Annotated in this window: 13 protein-coding genes, 3 tRNA genes and 1 pseudogene; 4 read left to right on the forward strand and 13 right to left on the reverse strand. The window is 66.0% G+C overall.

Annotated features, from left to right (window positions below):
- Positions 1 to 2: 2 nt before the first annotated feature.
- From ACP8JZ_RS07385 to ACP8JZ_RS07415, 7 genes are all read right to left on the reverse strand, one after another.
- Positions 3 to 1,274, reverse strand: coding sequence for an aspartate aminotransferase type Ic (locus tag ACP8JZ_RS07385; protein ID WP_323458293.1), 1,272 nt, complete (start codon positions 1,272 to 1,274; stop codon positions 3 to 5).
- A 125-nt stretch (positions 1,275 to 1,399) separates the two neighbouring features.
- Positions 1,400 to 2,560 carry a UDP-N-acetylmuramate dehydrogenase gene (locus tag ACP8JZ_RS07390; RefSeq protein ID WP_484482335.1) on the reverse strand — a complete coding sequence of 387 codons (1,161 nt, stop codon included), beginning with the start codon at positions 2,558 to 2,560 and terminating at the stop codon, positions 1,400 to 1,402.
- The gene (locus ACP8JZ_RS07395; RefSeq protein ID WP_286319288.1) at positions 2,557 to 3,000 is read right to left on the reverse strand and encodes a MaoC family dehydratase; all 444 of its coding nucleotides are present in this window, start codon (positions 2,998 to 3,000) and stop codon (positions 2,557 to 2,559) included. Before ACP8JZ_RS07395 ends, ACP8JZ_RS07390 begins: the two co-directional genes overlap by 4 nt.
- Complete coding sequence (locus ACP8JZ_RS07400; RefSeq protein ID WP_484482336.1) at positions 2,993 to 3,421, reverse strand: FAS1-like dehydratase domain-containing protein; 429 nt, start codon at positions 3,419 to 3,421, stop codon at positions 2,993 to 2,995. Before ACP8JZ_RS07400 ends, ACP8JZ_RS07395 begins: the two co-directional genes overlap by 8 nt.
- Before the next feature lie 123 nt (positions 3,422 to 3,544).
- Positions 3,545 to 3,715, reverse strand: coding sequence for a 50S ribosomal protein L33 (rpmG, locus tag ACP8JZ_RS07405; RefSeq protein ID WP_021104858.1), 171 nt, complete (start codon positions 3,713 to 3,715; stop codon positions 3,545 to 3,547).
- 69 nt (positions 3,716 to 3,784) lie between these two features.
- Positions 3,785 to 3,856, reverse strand: a tRNA-Met gene (locus ACP8JZ_RS07410).
- A 61-nt stretch (positions 3,857 to 3,917) separates the two neighbouring features.
- Positions 3,918 to 3,990: transfer RNA gene (locus ACP8JZ_RS07415), tRNA-Thr, on the reverse strand.
- A gap of 151 nt (positions 3,991 to 4,141) precedes the next feature.
- Here ACP8JZ_RS07415 and deoD point away from each other — a divergent pair.
- Entirely contained in the window at positions 4,142 to 4,852 is a 711-nt protein-coding gene (gene deoD / locus ACP8JZ_RS07420) for a purine-nucleoside phosphorylase (protein ID WP_306517256.1), read from the forward strand.
- 86 nt (positions 4,853 to 4,938) lie between these two features.
- Here the strand turns inward: deoD and ACP8JZ_RS07425 are convergent.
- A tRNA-Tyr gene (locus ACP8JZ_RS07425) sits at positions 4,939 to 5,020 on the reverse strand.
- A 94-nt stretch (positions 5,021 to 5,114) separates the two neighbouring features.
- On the opposite strand from ACP8JZ_RS07425, the gene ACP8JZ_RS07430 reads away from it, so the two are divergent.
- On the forward strand, positions 5,115 to 6,002 hold the full coding sequence (locus tag ACP8JZ_RS07430) for an exodeoxyribonuclease III (RefSeq protein WP_484482337.1): 888 nt from the start codon (positions 5,115 to 5,117) through the stop codon (positions 6,000 to 6,002).
- A 65-nt stretch (positions 6,003 to 6,067) separates the two neighbouring features.
- On the opposite strand, the gene ACP8JZ_RS07435 is transcribed toward ACP8JZ_RS07430, so the two are convergent.
- From ACP8JZ_RS07435 to ACP8JZ_RS07455, 5 genes and pseudogenes are all read right to left on the reverse strand, one after another.
- Positions 6,068 to 7,024: an enoyl-CoA hydratase/isomerase family protein gene (locus ACP8JZ_RS07435; protein WP_484482338.1), complete on the reverse strand. Its 957-nt coding sequence runs from the start codon at positions 7,022 to 7,024 to the stop codon at positions 6,068 to 6,070.
- Positions 7,021 to 8,544 carry a polyprenol phosphomannose-dependent alpha 1,6 mannosyltransferase MptB gene (gene mptB / locus ACP8JZ_RS07440; protein ID WP_484482339.1) on the reverse strand — a complete coding sequence of 508 codons (1,524 nt, stop codon included), beginning with the start codon at positions 8,542 to 8,544 and terminating at the stop codon, positions 7,021 to 7,023. Before mptB ends, ACP8JZ_RS07435 begins: the two co-directional genes overlap by 4 nt.
- 225 nt (positions 8,545 to 8,769) lie before the next feature.
- A pseudogene (locus ACP8JZ_RS07445) lies at positions 8,770 to 9,010 on the reverse strand (4Fe-4S dicluster domain-containing protein); the annotation flags it as partial.
- Entirely contained in the window at positions 9,007 to 9,642 is a 636-nt protein-coding gene (locus ACP8JZ_RS07450) for an NADH-quinone oxidoreductase subunit C (protein ID WP_484482340.1), read from the reverse strand. The gene ACP8JZ_RS07450 and the pseudogene ACP8JZ_RS07445, both read right to left, overlap by 4 nt.
- On the reverse strand, positions 9,639 to 10,157 hold the full coding sequence (locus tag ACP8JZ_RS07455; RefSeq protein ID WP_484482341.1) for an NADH-quinone oxidoreductase subunit B family protein: 519 nt from the start codon (positions 10,155 to 10,157) through the stop codon (positions 9,639 to 9,641). The genes ACP8JZ_RS07450 and ACP8JZ_RS07455 overlap by 4 nt, the downstream gene beginning before the upstream one ends.
- 221 nt (positions 10,158 to 10,378) lie before the next feature.
- On the opposite strand from ACP8JZ_RS07455, the gene ACP8JZ_RS07460 reads away from it, so the two are divergent.
- Together ACP8JZ_RS07460 and ACP8JZ_RS07465 are read left to right on the forward strand one after the other, a co-directional pair.
- Positions 10,379 to 12,277, forward strand: coding sequence for a 2-oxoacid:acceptor oxidoreductase subunit alpha (locus tag ACP8JZ_RS07460; protein ID WP_484482342.1), 1,899 nt, complete (start codon positions 10,379 to 10,381; stop codon positions 12,275 to 12,277).
- On the forward strand, positions 12,277 to 13,386 hold the full coding sequence (locus ACP8JZ_RS07465) for a 2-oxoacid:ferredoxin oxidoreductase subunit beta (protein WP_484482823.1): 1,110 nt from the start codon (positions 12,277 to 12,279) through the stop codon (positions 13,384 to 13,386). Before ACP8JZ_RS07460 ends, ACP8JZ_RS07465 begins: the two co-directional genes overlap by 1 nt.
- The last annotated feature ends 36 nt before the right edge of the window (positions 13,387 to 13,422 follow it).

Here is a 13,422-nt window from a genome sequence, read left to right on the forward strand (position 1 = left end):
TCTCAGTTCTTGCCCAGGAGCTTCTCAGCCGCCGCGACAAGCACGCACGTGGCCACTCCGTCCATCGCCTGGGAGAGTTCTCCCTGGCTCGGGAAGGATGGTGAGAGTCGAATGAATCGGTTCCGTGGATCCTGGTGCAGCGGATGTGAGGAACCAGCCGGGGTGAGGGCAATTCCAGCTTCCTTCGCCAGCTCGACGACCCGAGTGGCCGTGCCGTCCATGACGGTGAGGTTGATGAAGTAGCCACCCTCCGGCTGGGTCCATGTGGCAACTCCGGTTCCCCCCAGACGTGCCCGGAGGGTGCGCTCCACCAGATGGAACTTGGGGGCCAGGAGTTCGCGATGACGTCGCATGAGGGAACGCACCCCCTCGGCGTCCTTGAAGTACGCGGCATGGCGCATCTGGTTGACCTTGTCGGGGCCGATCTTGCGCACCCCGGCGTGGGCCAGGTAGAACTCGAGATTGCCCTTGGACGAGGCCAGGAAGGCTATTCCGTCACCGGCGTGGGTGATCTTGGAGGTCGAGGCGAACTCCAGGACGCGATCAGGGTTGCCAGCTTCCTGAGCCATCCGGAGCACCGGCAGCGGCTGGATCTCGTTGTCGGTGAGATGGTGCAGACCGTAGGCATTGTCCCACAAGATGCGGAAGTCGGGAGCGGCCGGCATCTCCATGAGGCGACGCACGGTTGTCTCGTCGTAGACGGCACCGTTGGGATTGGAGTACATCGGCACGACCCACATGCCCTTGACCTGCGGATCTGCGGCCAGCCTCTCCACCTCGTCCATGTCGGGACCATGCTCCCCCAGCTCGATGGGAAGCATCTCGACACCCAGATGTTCGCACAGCGTGAAATGGCGATCGTAGCCGGGAACTGGGGCAATGAACTTGATCTGCTGATCGGCCCATCGGCCCTTCGCTCCTGGCAGCTTGTGCAGCATGGCGAAGGTGAGGAAGTCGTGCATGAGGGCCAGGCTGGAGTTGTCGCCAGCGATGATGTCCTCGAGATCGACGTTGAGCAGCTCGGCGAAGATCTGCCGGATGTCGACCAGACCGCGGTTGCCGCCGTAGTTTCGCACATCGGTGCCATCGGCGGATTTGGTGGGCACGTCCATGTCGAGCATGTGCCGGTTGAGGTCGAGCTGCTCGGGGGCTGGCTTGCCCCGGGTGATGTTGAGGTTGAGCTCCTGGGCGACGAGCTCGGTGTGCAGGCGGCGCTGCTCGTCCAGGACGTCCTGGAGTTCCTCGGGAGACATCTGCGTCAAATCGGTGGTCATGGTGTCATTTTCCCTCATTGTGTGCCGTGCCCCACGTTCGGGTTGCCAGGTGGGACGGCTTGACCGGTCAGGTGAGAGTTCGGAGTCCTGGATGGGAAGTCGAGGCGGACGCGGGAGTCGGGGCCTCATGCCAGGCCCCCGCGTACGGGAGTGCAGGAGACGAATCGCGGCTCGGGAACCAGCGTGATGCCGTAACGATCGTGCACGCCGTCGATGACTGCTCCCGCCAGGGCGCAGATGTCGTCGCTGCTGGCCGAGGACCTGTTGGTGAGGGCCAGGACGTGCTTGGTCGACAGACTGGCCGCAGCGTCGTCGGCCAGGGCGAAACCGCGATGGAATCCGGCATGGTCGATGAGCCAGGCGGCCGAGGTCTTCACCCGTCCATCGGGTTGGGGAAAGGCCGGCGCCCCGTCTGGCACCTGGTCGGGCGGGATGATCGGGTTGGTGAAGAATGACCCGGCACTCCACGTGTCATGGTCGTCGGGATCGAGGACCATGCCTTTGCTGCCGCGGATGGCGAGCACGGTCTCGCGCACCTTGCGAGAGTTGGCTCGTTGGCCGGGCTCCACCCCGAGACGCTCGGCGAGCTGGGCATAGGCGACGGGCAACGAGAGCGAACCGAGCAGGAACTGCATGGACACGTCGATGACGAGATAGCGCCCCAGGTCTTCCTTGAAACGGCTCCAGCGGTAGCCGAACCCGCACTGATCCGCGGTGAAGGTGCGTTGGGCATCCTCCTTGCGGTCCCAGGTACGTACCCGAGCGATGAACTGTCCCACCTCGACGCCATAGGCACCGACATTCTGGATCGGGGTGGAGCCGACCAGACCGGGAATCCCGGACAGCGCCTCGGGTCCGACCCATTCCTGCCCGATGCAGTGCATGACGAATTCGTCCCACACCTCACCGGCGGCAATGGTGGCGAACGCCCCGCCGCAGGCGGAGACCTCGGCATCGATTCCCTTGGTGTCCACCCGCACCACGGTGCCGTCGAAGCCGTCGTCACCGATGACGATGTTGGATCCCCCGCCCAGGATCAGACAGGGTTCGCCACGATGGTCACAGTCGCGCACGGTCTGAACCAGTTGTTCCTCGGTCCGGGCGATGACGAGGCGACGAGCCGGTCCACCGATGCGTAGTGTCGTGAGGTCCTTCAGGGGCACGTCATGGCCGTCGTGCAGATCCGGCCCATGGGTCACCGACGAGCTGAAGTGCTCGGTGCTGCACGACTCGGTGGGGTCGTCGTCCTCGTAGGGGCCGATGACGTCGATGGATGGCTGGGTCATGAGTTCTCCTGAGTGATGACGATCTCGACGCGTCCCAGAACGGTCTGGCCCTCGTGGGTGACATCCAGGGACAGCGTCGCCGTCTGGTCGTCAGCCTTGGTCACCCGTCCCGAGACGATCACCTGGGTGCCCTCGTCGGTGTCGGGGACCAGGACCGGCCGGACGAACCGGGCCCGCTGGGAGACGATCCGGCCGGGGTCCGCGACCCAGTGGACGACCACCCCGAGGGCAGCTCCCATCGTCCACATGCCGTGGGCGATGACGCCGTCCATCCCGGCCGCCCGAGCGGCACGATCCGACCAGTGGATCGGGTTGAAATCGGTGGATGCCCCGGCATAGCGCACCAGGGTTTCCCGGGTCACCGGGATCTGCACCGGTTCCAGGACGTCACCCTCGTGGATTCTGGCGCAAGGCACCTCAGGTGCAACGTTCTCAGTCATCCTGGCCTCCTCGAGTGTGCCACAGGGTACTGGACGTCGTGGCGACGTGCTCGTCAGCATCATCCCTGAGGACGACGTCCAGGCCGATCATGTCGGTGTTGCCACGCACTCGCACCGAGGTGATCGTCAGGGTTGCGGTGATCTCGTCACCAGCGTGCAGCGGACGTCGCCAGGTGAAGGACTGCTCGGTGTGGATGGTGTGATCCAGGCGCAACCCCAGGTCCGGGTCGTCGAAGAGTCGCTGCCAGGCGTGCGCGGCGATGACCATGGCGAAGGTGGGTGGTGCCACCGGATCGGGGCCCTGGTAGGCGGGACTGTCATCGCGGATGGCGGCGGCGAACTCGGTGATCTTGGCAGCACTGACGTGATACGGATCGGTCGTCGGGTACGTCCTCCCGACATGATCTTTGCTGATCGGCATGGTGTCGAGGCTAGCCCGGCCACGAAGACCGCCGACGGAGAACACGCATGAAAAAGGTGAGGCCACCCCGCTCGAGTGACCTCACCGTCGAAGCTTTCTTCAGAAGAAAGGACTCAGATGCCCTCAGCGCGTCTCGCGGTGCGCGGTGTGCTTGCCGCAGCGTGGGCAGAACTTTGCGAGTTCCATGCGATCGGGGTTGTTGCGACGATTCTTCTTGGTGATGTAGTTACGCTCCTTGCACTCGGTGCAGGCAAGCGTGATCTTCGGGCGAACATCGCCGGACTTCTTGGCCATGATTCCTACTTTCGAGGCGTCGAGAGCTTCCAGATGGTTCAGATGCGTGGTGCACAGCTGAACACTCGGTAGCGGAGGCGGGAATCGAACCCGCGACACAGCGATTATGAGCCGCTTGCTCTACCCCTGAGCTACCCCGCCATTGTGCTGACCGACACCGGTTCGGCCGAACCCATTGGGTGATGGGGTCGAACAGCACCAGAGCCCCCAAGCAGAATCGAACTGCTGACCTTCTCCTTACCATGGAGACGCTCTGCCTACTGAGCTATAGGGGCAACGACCCAGAAAACTACACGATGTGCAGCCCCGTTGCAAATCGAGGTGTCGCAGACATCTCCTTGCGCCGTGACGTCCGCCCTCAAGCGGTACGTCCTCTAGGCTCGTGGCGACAAATATGCCACAGATCGTGGGAGGAAAGGAAATCACATGGCCACCCCACACAACACCGCGGAACCCGGAGACATCGCTCCGCTGGTTCTCATGCCCGGCGACCCCCGGCGTGCAGCACGGATCGCCGAGGGCTTTCTCACCGACGCCACCCTGGTGAGCGAGGTACGCGGCATCGGGGCGTGGACGGGCACGTGGAACGGCATCCCGATGAGCGTCATGGCCTCCGGGATGGGCATCGCCTCGTTGAGCATCTACGCCACCGAGCTGTACCGGTTCTACGGCGTCCAACGCATCTGTCGAGTGGGAACCTGTGGCGGTCTCTCCCCCGACGTCGACGTACGCGACGTCGTCGTCGCGGCCAGTGCACACACCAACAATGGCTGCACGAGCCTGCCGGTTCCCGGGGCCTCACTGTCCATGACGGCCTCCTTCGACATGCTGCGAGCAGCCGTGGACGCCTCGCGGGCCAGCGGCGCAACCACCCACGTCGGTTCGGTGTTCAGCACCGATTTCTTCTACACGACACGTCCAGAGGTCACCGAAGGGCTCATCAAGGTGGGCACCCTCGGTGTGGAGATGGAGGCTGCGGGCCTCTATGGCTGCGCCATGACCGAGGGCAAGGAGGCCCTGGCCGTACTCACCGTCTCCGACCACCTCACCAAGGACGGGACGGACATGAGCGCCGCGCAACGCGAGACTTCATTCTCCTCGGCCCTGGAGATCGCCGCTGCAGCACTGACGACGTGAGGAGCAGCCGGCGCTCGTACGTCGCCACCGACGCCGGTGACGTAGATGCACGAAACCCCTGGACCCATTCGATCCAAGGGTTTCAGTGGCAGGTGATGGATTCGAACCATCGTAGGCAATGCCGACGGTTTTACAGACCGCTCCCTTTGGCCGCTCGGGCAACCTGCCAAGCTGACGTGAGCCAGCGACCAGAAACACTAGCAGATGCCAGCGGCAGCTCCAAAACCAGGGCAGCTGCACCGAGTCAGGCACAATGGATGGCATGCGCATTGCAACGTTCAACGTCAACGGGATTCGCGCCGCGCAACGTCGAGGTTTCGAGCCGTGGCTCGCCCATCGCAGTCCAGACGTCCTGGGCCTGCAGGAGGTGCGATGCCGGCCAGCCGATCTGCCGGCAGGAATCTTCTCCGGCTACCACGTCGCCTGGCAACCGGGCGGCAGGGCTGGGCGCAATGGCGTGGCACTGCTCACTCGCGAGGAGCCGGCTGCAGTACGCGCCTGGGGCCCCGATCTGGTGACCATGTCACCGAACGGTGACGCCCAGCAGACCAATGGCACGACTGCGGGGTTGCCCCGCGCCCTGCACCCATTCGCCGAGGAGGGTCGCTACGTCGAGGTAGACCTCTCCGAGACTCCAGTCACACTCGCCTGTCTGTACCTGCCCAAGGGTGCCACCCCAGATCCTCATGACCAGGTCTCGATTGACAAGCAGGCTCGCAAGGAGAGTTTTCTTGCCGGTTTCGCCCGCCATCTCACGGCAACCCGTAGACGCGCGGCCAACGAGGGTCGCCAGTTCCTCGTCATGGGGGACTTCAACATTGCCCACGAGAACGCCGACCTCAAGAACTGGCGGTCCAACCGGAGGAATGAGGGGTTCCTCCCCCAGGAACGCGAGTGGTTCAGCTCAATCCTCTCCCCACGCACCCTCGTCGACGTCGTGCGTGCCGCCCATCCCGAGGAGAGCGGCCCCTACTCGTGGTGGAGCTGGCGAGGAAAGGCCTTCGTCAATGACGCCGGATGGCGCATCGACTACCAGCTGGCGACCCCCGATCTCGCCAGCTCGGCCATCGCGGCCGGCACCGACCGTGACCCCTCCTACGAGGAACGGATCTCCGACCACGCCCCGGTGGTCGTCGACTACGAGTTCTGAGCACAATCCGAACCGTGTGCCCCGGGCAGCGTCACCTATCCTGCGAATGGACCCTGATCCCGCCCTCAGGCCCCGTCGAACATCTGCTCGACCCGACGCCGCGGAACGTCAGCCAGGCTGGCATGGCTCCAGTGCGGGGTGCGATCCTTGTCGACGAGCTGGGCACGAACCCCCTCGGCGAAATCCGAATCGGCTGTGAAGGCGTGACCCAGTGCGGTGTCGGTGGCGAGCACCTGGGCCAGGCTGGTGGCCTCCTCGGCCCGAAGCACCGCTTCCAGGGCGACGGCCACCGAGAGAGGACACCGGGTGGCGATGAGCTGCGCAGCCTCGTGCGCCCGTGGGTCGGGGTGCTGCTGCAACCGGGAGACGACTTCCAGCGGGTCGGCGCAGTCGTAGCACTCCTGGATCCATGACGAGTCCCGGGCAAGTTGGCTGGCTGACGCGTCGACCTGCACCGGACGCTCCTGGGCGTCGACGACCTCGTCCACCAGACCGGCCCACAGGGCGGAAGGTGCGTCGATGCTGGCTCCGGTCATGGCCAGGTGTCGTCCGACCAGACGCGGTGCGCGGGACAGCTCGAAGGTCATGCCGACATCGGGCCACAGACCGATACCCACCTCCGGCATGGCGAGGACGAGGTCGTCCCGCGCGCTCACGTGCTGACGGATGGACATTCCCAGCCCACCGCCCATGCTGATCCCGTGCAGGTGGGTCTCACCGGGTAGGGCGGCAACCGCTGCGTCGACCACGTACTCGTGCTCCAACCAGTCACCCGCCACGTGTGGGTCGTCCATGGCGATCTCCCGCAGCAGACGCACGTCGGCACCGGCACAGAATCCGCGTTCTCCCTCACCGCGGATCTCGACCCGGTCAGTCCCAGCAGTGCCCTGCTGCACCGCGTCCAGCATCTGGGTCGTGAGTGAGTTGATGGCTCGTGGCCGGGTGAGCGTGATGTGGGTGAGGCCGTGCGTGCGCTCGATGCGGATGTCGTCGCCGACAGCCTCGGTGGTTGGCTGGGTCATGACGTCTCTCCCTCGTGTTGTTGATGATGACCATGGTTGTGACGGCCGGGGTGCCATGAGCCGTTACGACGGGTGTACCACGTGAGGTACACCGCGAGAAAGACGGCTGCCGCCACTCCCAGGGCGATGACACCATTTCGCCAGGACAGATTGATGGCGTCGTAGGCCAGCAATCCGACCGTCACCCACACCGCACCGTGCAGGTATCGTGACGCTCCAGCCACCAACGGGAGCAGAAGCGCCCCCCACAGGACGTACCAGGAGTGCAGGGCCGGGCCGGTGAGGGCCACGGCGAAGAACCCCCAGGCCAGGAAGGCCAGCGGGCGCTGTGGCAACTTCCGCACCGCCAACCACACGAGGATGACGGCGCCGACACCGACACCGATGGTGTGTGTGACGCCGACCACCGAGGTGGCGGCACCATAGCGCCCGAACCACGTGAGAACGGATCGGATGGCCAGACCGATGAGGGTGGACGGCGACACCGTCATCACCCTGCCCGGCACGTCGGCTGCGTGGTACCAGCCGAACCCCAGACCCGTGCGCCAGGTGATGAGGGCGAACGACCCCGCAGCATCGGCAAGTGAGCCCACGACGCGCCCCAGGGCGGTCACGACGTGCCGAGGACGCCAGCTGGGCATCGGGTGGACGATGAACGGCAGGGCCACGGCGGCCATGACGGCCGGCTGCTTGACGGCAGCCGAGGCACCGATCACCAGGGCCGCGGGAATCCACGCCCAGCTGGCCGTGGTGGCCAACCACAGGCCGAACACCATGAGACCCATCATGAAGGAGTCGTTGTGGGCACCTCCGACGAAGTCGACGACGAGCAACGGGTTGAGGACGCCGAACCACGCGGCGAACGAGGCGTCATGGCCGGTTCGTCGAGCCAGCCGTGGCAGGAACACACCGATGAGGACGACGCCGACGAGCGCCGGTATGCGCATCATCACCGCAGACCAGTACGGATGGAACCCAGCCAGTCGCACGATGTCGTGCTGGAGTTGCAGGCTGAGCGGCCCGTAGGGGGTGCGAGTGAATCGCCACTCCTGGGCAACCTGGTCGGCGAAGACACCGGGCAGCAGCCCCGGGTACCCCTCGTAGGGGTTGATGTCATTCTCCATGAGCCACCCCTGGGCAGCGTAGGAGTAGGCGTCGTGGCTGAAGATCGGCGGGGCGGCGAGCAGCGGCAGGATCCACACTGCCAGCACGGCCCAGTGCTTCGCCCGCGCATCCACAGTGCTCGCCCGACGCCCGGGGTGCAGCCGCAGCCAGGCGTCGACCAGCACGATGACCCCGGTGATCGCCAGTGCCGACCCGATGACCTGCCAGGTGACACCGCTCATGCCGACTCGGCTCAGCCGGGGCCACCACGGGGAGTTCGCCGGCAGGTAGGCAGGCGTGAGTGCACCCACGAGCAGCATCGTCGTGGCGAGCAGGCCTTCCCACCCGGTCCGGGAGCGCCAGGCAGTCAGCCAGGAGCTCCAGCAGGAACGTGCCGCGACTGCGCCCCTACTCACGGCCGCTCCAGTGCGTGACGAGGCTCGACCTGCCCAGATTCGTCCCCAGGTTCGTCGGAGCGCAATTCATCGGGGCGCAGTGGTCGGGCCGGTCAGAGCGGACCTCACCCCGCGAGCTGGGCGTGGCGGTGTCATGGGCAGTGGTCGTGTCACCGATGGTGTCTATGCCGGCACCTTCGATGGACGTGGCCGCGCGAGTACACCCACCGACGGGGGGTGGCGTCTCGGACCAGGTCAGGGCGTCGTACGGGCATCGCTCGACACAGATGCCACAGACCATGCACTGCCCCCAGTCGAGGGCGAAATCGTCAAGCACCTGGATGGTGCGGGGGCGTCTGGCTGCGGGGTCGTCCACGCGTTCGGCGTGGGAACGGATGTGGATGCACCAGGCCGGGCACTCCCGGGCACAGATGTCGCAGCAGGTGCATGCGCTGGCGTCCAGGACAATGGAACGGTGTGTGCTCATCGGCGCCTCCGACGGCCGGATGTCATCGAGGAGACGATGTCCTCGGCCGAGACTTCTTGCCCAGCACGTAGCTTGGCGAGGGTCTGGGCGTCCGGCACCCCGAGTGCCGTACCGCGCCGACGTCCCCCGCTGCGGGCACCACGACCACCAGCTCCGGAGGTTGCTGCGCCGCCGGCACCATCGTCGACGTTCCCGGGCCAGGTGGTGGTGGCTCGCGCCGTGAGAATGACGTCCTTGCGCAGTGGTGCGGCAGGTGCCGACCGGTGGTCACCGAGCGACTGGTGATGGTCTGCGAGAGCTTGCGGGTGGACGAGGAGGGGCGTCATGTCGGCTGCGGTGAAGACGACACCGAACTGGTCGTGCACCTCGCGCTGGTACCAGGCGGCTCCGGCAATGAGATCGTCGATGGCCGGTAGTTCCGCCCGATCACGAGGCACCGCGGTCTGGATGACGAGGCTGCGACCTGCGGAGTCCTCCAGTCGCAGCAGTATCTCGATCACCGAGCCGAGTTCACCACCGATGCCGTCGACGGCGGTGAGCTGGTACAACCAGGTGTAGCCCTCCTGGAGGGCCTGGCTCACGTCGTCGCGCCATGATTCGGCCCGCACACGGCGTTCCTGGGAATCGGTCATGACTCCTCCCGGTGGGTGAGACGGTCCAGATAGGCACAGAGCGCCTGGGGCGGTGGTGGGCATCCGGGGATCCACCCGTCAACCTGGACGGGGACTCGCCCGGTGAGCATGCTCACTCCCGGCACCACCGTCGCGGAGTCCCAGTAGGGTCCGCCGGCGCAGGCGCAGGCCCCGAATGCCACGACATGTACCGGCTGTGTGGCACGCAGCTCGTCGATGATACGGGTGACGCGCTCGGCCAGCCCGACGGCAACCGTCCCGGAGACGACGGCCACCAGTCGACCTGGCTCATCGGCCGGATGCCCCTCATCGCACGATGCGTCGGCGTGCCCACTCGATGTCTCGGCACGCCATGTCTCCAGCGACATCGTGGGACGAGGGTGCGCATCGTCGACGGAACGGCCGCCTGAAGGTGTCGGCAGCCACCGTGCGGCCCCCGACTCCACCGCACAACACGCCAGGGCAAGGTCGACGACTCCCACGGATCCATCCCCGTACCAATCGATGATCTGCACCACCACAGCCTAACTGCAGCTGGCAACGTCGTCGGTGAGGCCTTCGTGGAGCGTCTCGGATCGGAGCCTCCGTGGAGCGCGCGGCCAGGGTGGATGACGTCAGTGTCGATGCTAGGCTCGAGGGTCGAGTCGGGCTCCGTTCGCGGAGCTCTGTGCCAGAGCATGACACAGCATCCCGCCGGCAGGCGACGACCGGCACCGAATCAAGAAAAGAGGTCCCCGTGCCCTCCACCTCGGCACCACACAGTGTTCAGACCCTCGACCGGGTCGTCATTCGATTCGCAGGCGACTCAGGTGACGGAATGCAGCTCACCGGCGACAGATTCAGCGCCGAGTCCGCCCGTCACGGCAACGACATCTCGACCCTGCCGAACTTCCCCGCCGAGATCCGCGCCCCACAGGGCACCGTCCCGGGCGTGTCGAGCTTCCAGGTGAACTTCGCCAATTACGACATCTCCACCCCCGGCGACGAGCCGGACGTCCTGGTGGCGATGAACCCGGCTGCCCTGGCGGCAAACGTCAAGGACGTGCGACGCGGCGGGCTCATCCTCGTCGACATTGAGGAGTTCACCCCGCGCAACCTCAAGAAGGCCGGCTACACCACCGACCCGCTGTCCGACGACACCCTGGACTCCTTCCAGGTGGTGCCGATCAAGCTCACCAGCCTGGCGGTGGGGTCCGTGGAGTCGTTCGACCTGGGACGCAAGAACTCCGAGCGGTCCAAGAACATGTTCGCCCTGGGGCTGCTGAGCTGGCTGTACGGACGCCCCTTGGAATCCACCGAACAGTTCCTGGCCACGAAGTTCGCGAGCAAGCCCGACATCCGGGACGCCAACGTCGCCGCCCTGCACGCCGGAGCGGCCTACGGCGAGACCTGTGGACTGTTCGCGGTGCGCTACCAGGTGGCCCCGGCCCCGATGCCGGCCGGCACCTACCGTCAGATCACCGGCAACCTCGCCACCGCCTACGGCCTCATCACCGGCGCCAACCGGGCAGGGGTGCAGCTGTTCCTGGGCTCCTACCCCATCACCCCGGCATCCGACATCCTGCACGAGCTGAGCAAGCACAAGTCGCACAACGTCGTCACCTTCCAGGCCGAGGACGAGATCTCGGGCGTGTCGTCGGCCATCGGGGCCTCGTTCGGTGGATCGCTCGGCGTGACGACGACGTCTGGGCCAGGCATGAGCCTCAAGTCCGAGGCGATCGGTCTGGCGGTCATGACGGAACTGCCGCTGGTCGTCGTCGACGTGCAGCGCTCCGGCCCGTCGACCGGCATGCCGACCAAGACCGAGCAGGCCGACCTGTTGCAGGCCATGTTCGGACGCAACGGCGAGTCCCCGGTGCCGGTACTGGCCGCGAAGTCCCCATCGGACTGCTTCACGACCGCCCTGGAGGCCTGTTCGATCGCGATGCGCTACCGCACCCCGGTGATCATGCTCTCCGACGGGTACCTGGGCAACGGTGCCGAACCGTGGCAGGTGCCCGATCTGGACGAGATCCCGGCCATCGACCCGCACTTCGCCACTGCACCCAATGCCAAGGCCGCCGACGGCACCGATCGGTTCCTGCCCTACAAGCGCGACCCGCAGACCCTGGCCCGCGACTATGCGCTGCCCGGCACACCGGGTCTGGAACATCGCCTGGGCGGCCTGGAGAAGGCCAACGAGATCGGCTCGATCTCCTACGTACCGGCCAACCACGAGCTCATGGTCAACCTGCGCGCCCAGAAGGTTGCCGGGATCGTGCGTGAGATCCCGAACCTCGAGGTGGACGATCCCACCGGTGATGCCGAGGTGCTCGTGCTGGGCTGGGGTTCCAGCTACGGCCCGATCACGGCTGCGGTGCGCCTGGCCCGGGAGGCCGGATGCTCGATCGCCCAAGCCCATCTGCGCCACCTCAGCCCGTTCCCGGCCAACCTGGACGAGGTGCTGCACCGCTACCGTCGCGTCATCGTGCCGGAGATGAACACCGGCCAGCTCGCCATGCTGCTGCGCGCCAAGTTCCTGGTGGACGTGCAGTCGGTGAGCCGAGTGCGCGGTCTGCCCATCTCGTCGGTCGATCTGTGCGACGAGCTCGTCGCCGCATGCGGCCAGGTCACTGCCAACTCCAAGGAGGCATGATGTCCACCACGTCGTCGATTTCCGCTCCTGCCGCCGATCTCTCCGGGGCCGACACCGGCCTGGCCGGTGTGCCCGTCACCGATGTGTCGCTCAAGCGCCGCGACTTCGCCTCCGACCAGGAGGTTCGCTGGTGCCCGGGGTGCGGTGACTACTCGATCCTGTCGACCTTCCAGGGCATGCTGCCCAAGCTCGGCATCAAGAAGGAGAATGCCGTCGTCATCTCGGGCATCGGCTGCTCCTCTCGGTTCCCCTACTACATGAACACCTACGGCATGCACACCATCCATGGGCGTGCCCCGGCGATCGCCACCGGGCTTGCGGTGAGCCGACCGGATCTGGCGGTGTTCGTCATGACCGGTGATGGTGACGCGCTGTCGATCGGCGGCAACCACCTCATCCACGCGATGCGCCGCAACGTCAACCTCACGATCCTCATGTTCAACAACCAGATCTACGGGTTGACGAAGGGCCAGTACTCCCCCACCTCGGAGGCTGGCAGCGTCACCAAGTCCTCACCGATGGGATCGGTGGACTACCCGTTCAACCCGTTGTCGGTGGCCCTGGGGGCAGGTTGCTCCTTCGTGGCACGAGCCCTGGACTCCGACCGCAAGGGGCTGGACGAGACCCTCACCACTGCAGCGCACCACCGCGGCACATCGTTCGTGGAGATCTACCAGAACTGCCCGATCTTCAACGACGGGGCCTTCGACGGCTACAAGGGGCCGGAGGCTGCCGAGCGGATCGTGCGTCTGGTGGACGGTGAGCCGATCCTGCTGGGTGCCGATCGGTCCAAGGGGGTCGTGCGTGACCCGGTGGATGGTTCGCTCACGGTGACCGAGGTGGCGCAGGTCGGCATGGACCACGTCGTCGTCCACGACGCGACGCGCCCCGATCCGTCGCTGGCCTTCGAGCTGGCCCACCTGCACGACTCCGGTCAGATCTCCCAGATCCCGCTGGGCATCCTGCGTTCGGTGAGCCTGCCCACCTACGACGACATGGTGCGCGACCAGCTGCGGTTGGCCGGCGGCTCCGTCGACGACAAGCCGGAACGTGATGCCGCCCTGCAGCAGCTGCTGCGCGGCAACGACACCTGGCAGGTGCACAACTGAGAACTGGATCCCCGGGTCATGGGCGATGATCCGGGG

The sequence above is a fragment of the Cutibacterium sp. LaCa_286 genome (assembly GCF_057198075.1).

What these genes read in the sequence shown, in the direction of transcription:
- ACP8JZ_RS07385 (WP_323458293.1), bottom strand. Translation starts at nt 1,274, where the DNA reads ATGACCACCGATTTGACGCAGATGTCTCCCGAGGAACTCCAGGACGTC.
- ACP8JZ_RS07390 (WP_484482335.1), bottom strand. Translation starts at nt 2,560, where the DNA reads ATGACCCAGCCATCCATCGACGTCATCGGCCCCTACGAGGACGACGAC.
- ACP8JZ_RS07395 (WP_286319288.1), bottom strand. Translation starts at nt 3,000, where the DNA reads ATGACTGAGAACGTTGCACCTGAGGTGCCTTGCGCCAGAATCCACGAG.
- ACP8JZ_RS07400 (WP_484482336.1), bottom strand. Translation starts at nt 3,421, where the DNA reads ATGCCGATCAGCAAAGATCATGTCGGGAGGACGTACCCGACGACCGAT.
- rpmG (WP_021104858.1), bottom strand. Translation starts at nt 3,715, where the DNA reads ATGGCCAAGAAGTCCGGCGATGTTCGCCCGAAGATCACGCTTGCCTGC.
- deoD (WP_306517256.1), top strand. Translation starts at nt 4,142, where the DNA reads ATGGCCACCCCACACAACACCGCGGAACCCGGAGACATCGCTCCGCTG.
- ACP8JZ_RS07430 (WP_484482337.1), top strand. Translation starts at nt 5,115, where the DNA reads ATGCGCATTGCAACGTTCAACGTCAACGGGATTCGCGCCGCGCAACGT.
- ACP8JZ_RS07435 (WP_484482338.1), bottom strand. Translation starts at nt 7,024, where the DNA reads ATGACCCAGCCAACCACCGAGGCTGTCGGCGACGACATCCGCATCGAG.
- ACP8JZ_RS07450 (WP_484482340.1), bottom strand. Translation starts at nt 9,642, where the DNA reads ATGACCGATTCCCAGGAACGCCGTGTGCGGGCCGAATCATGGCGCGAC.
- ACP8JZ_RS07465 (WP_484482823.1), top strand. Translation starts at nt 12,277, where the DNA reads ATGTCCACCACGTCGTCGATTTCCGCTCCTGCCGCCGATCTCTCCGGG.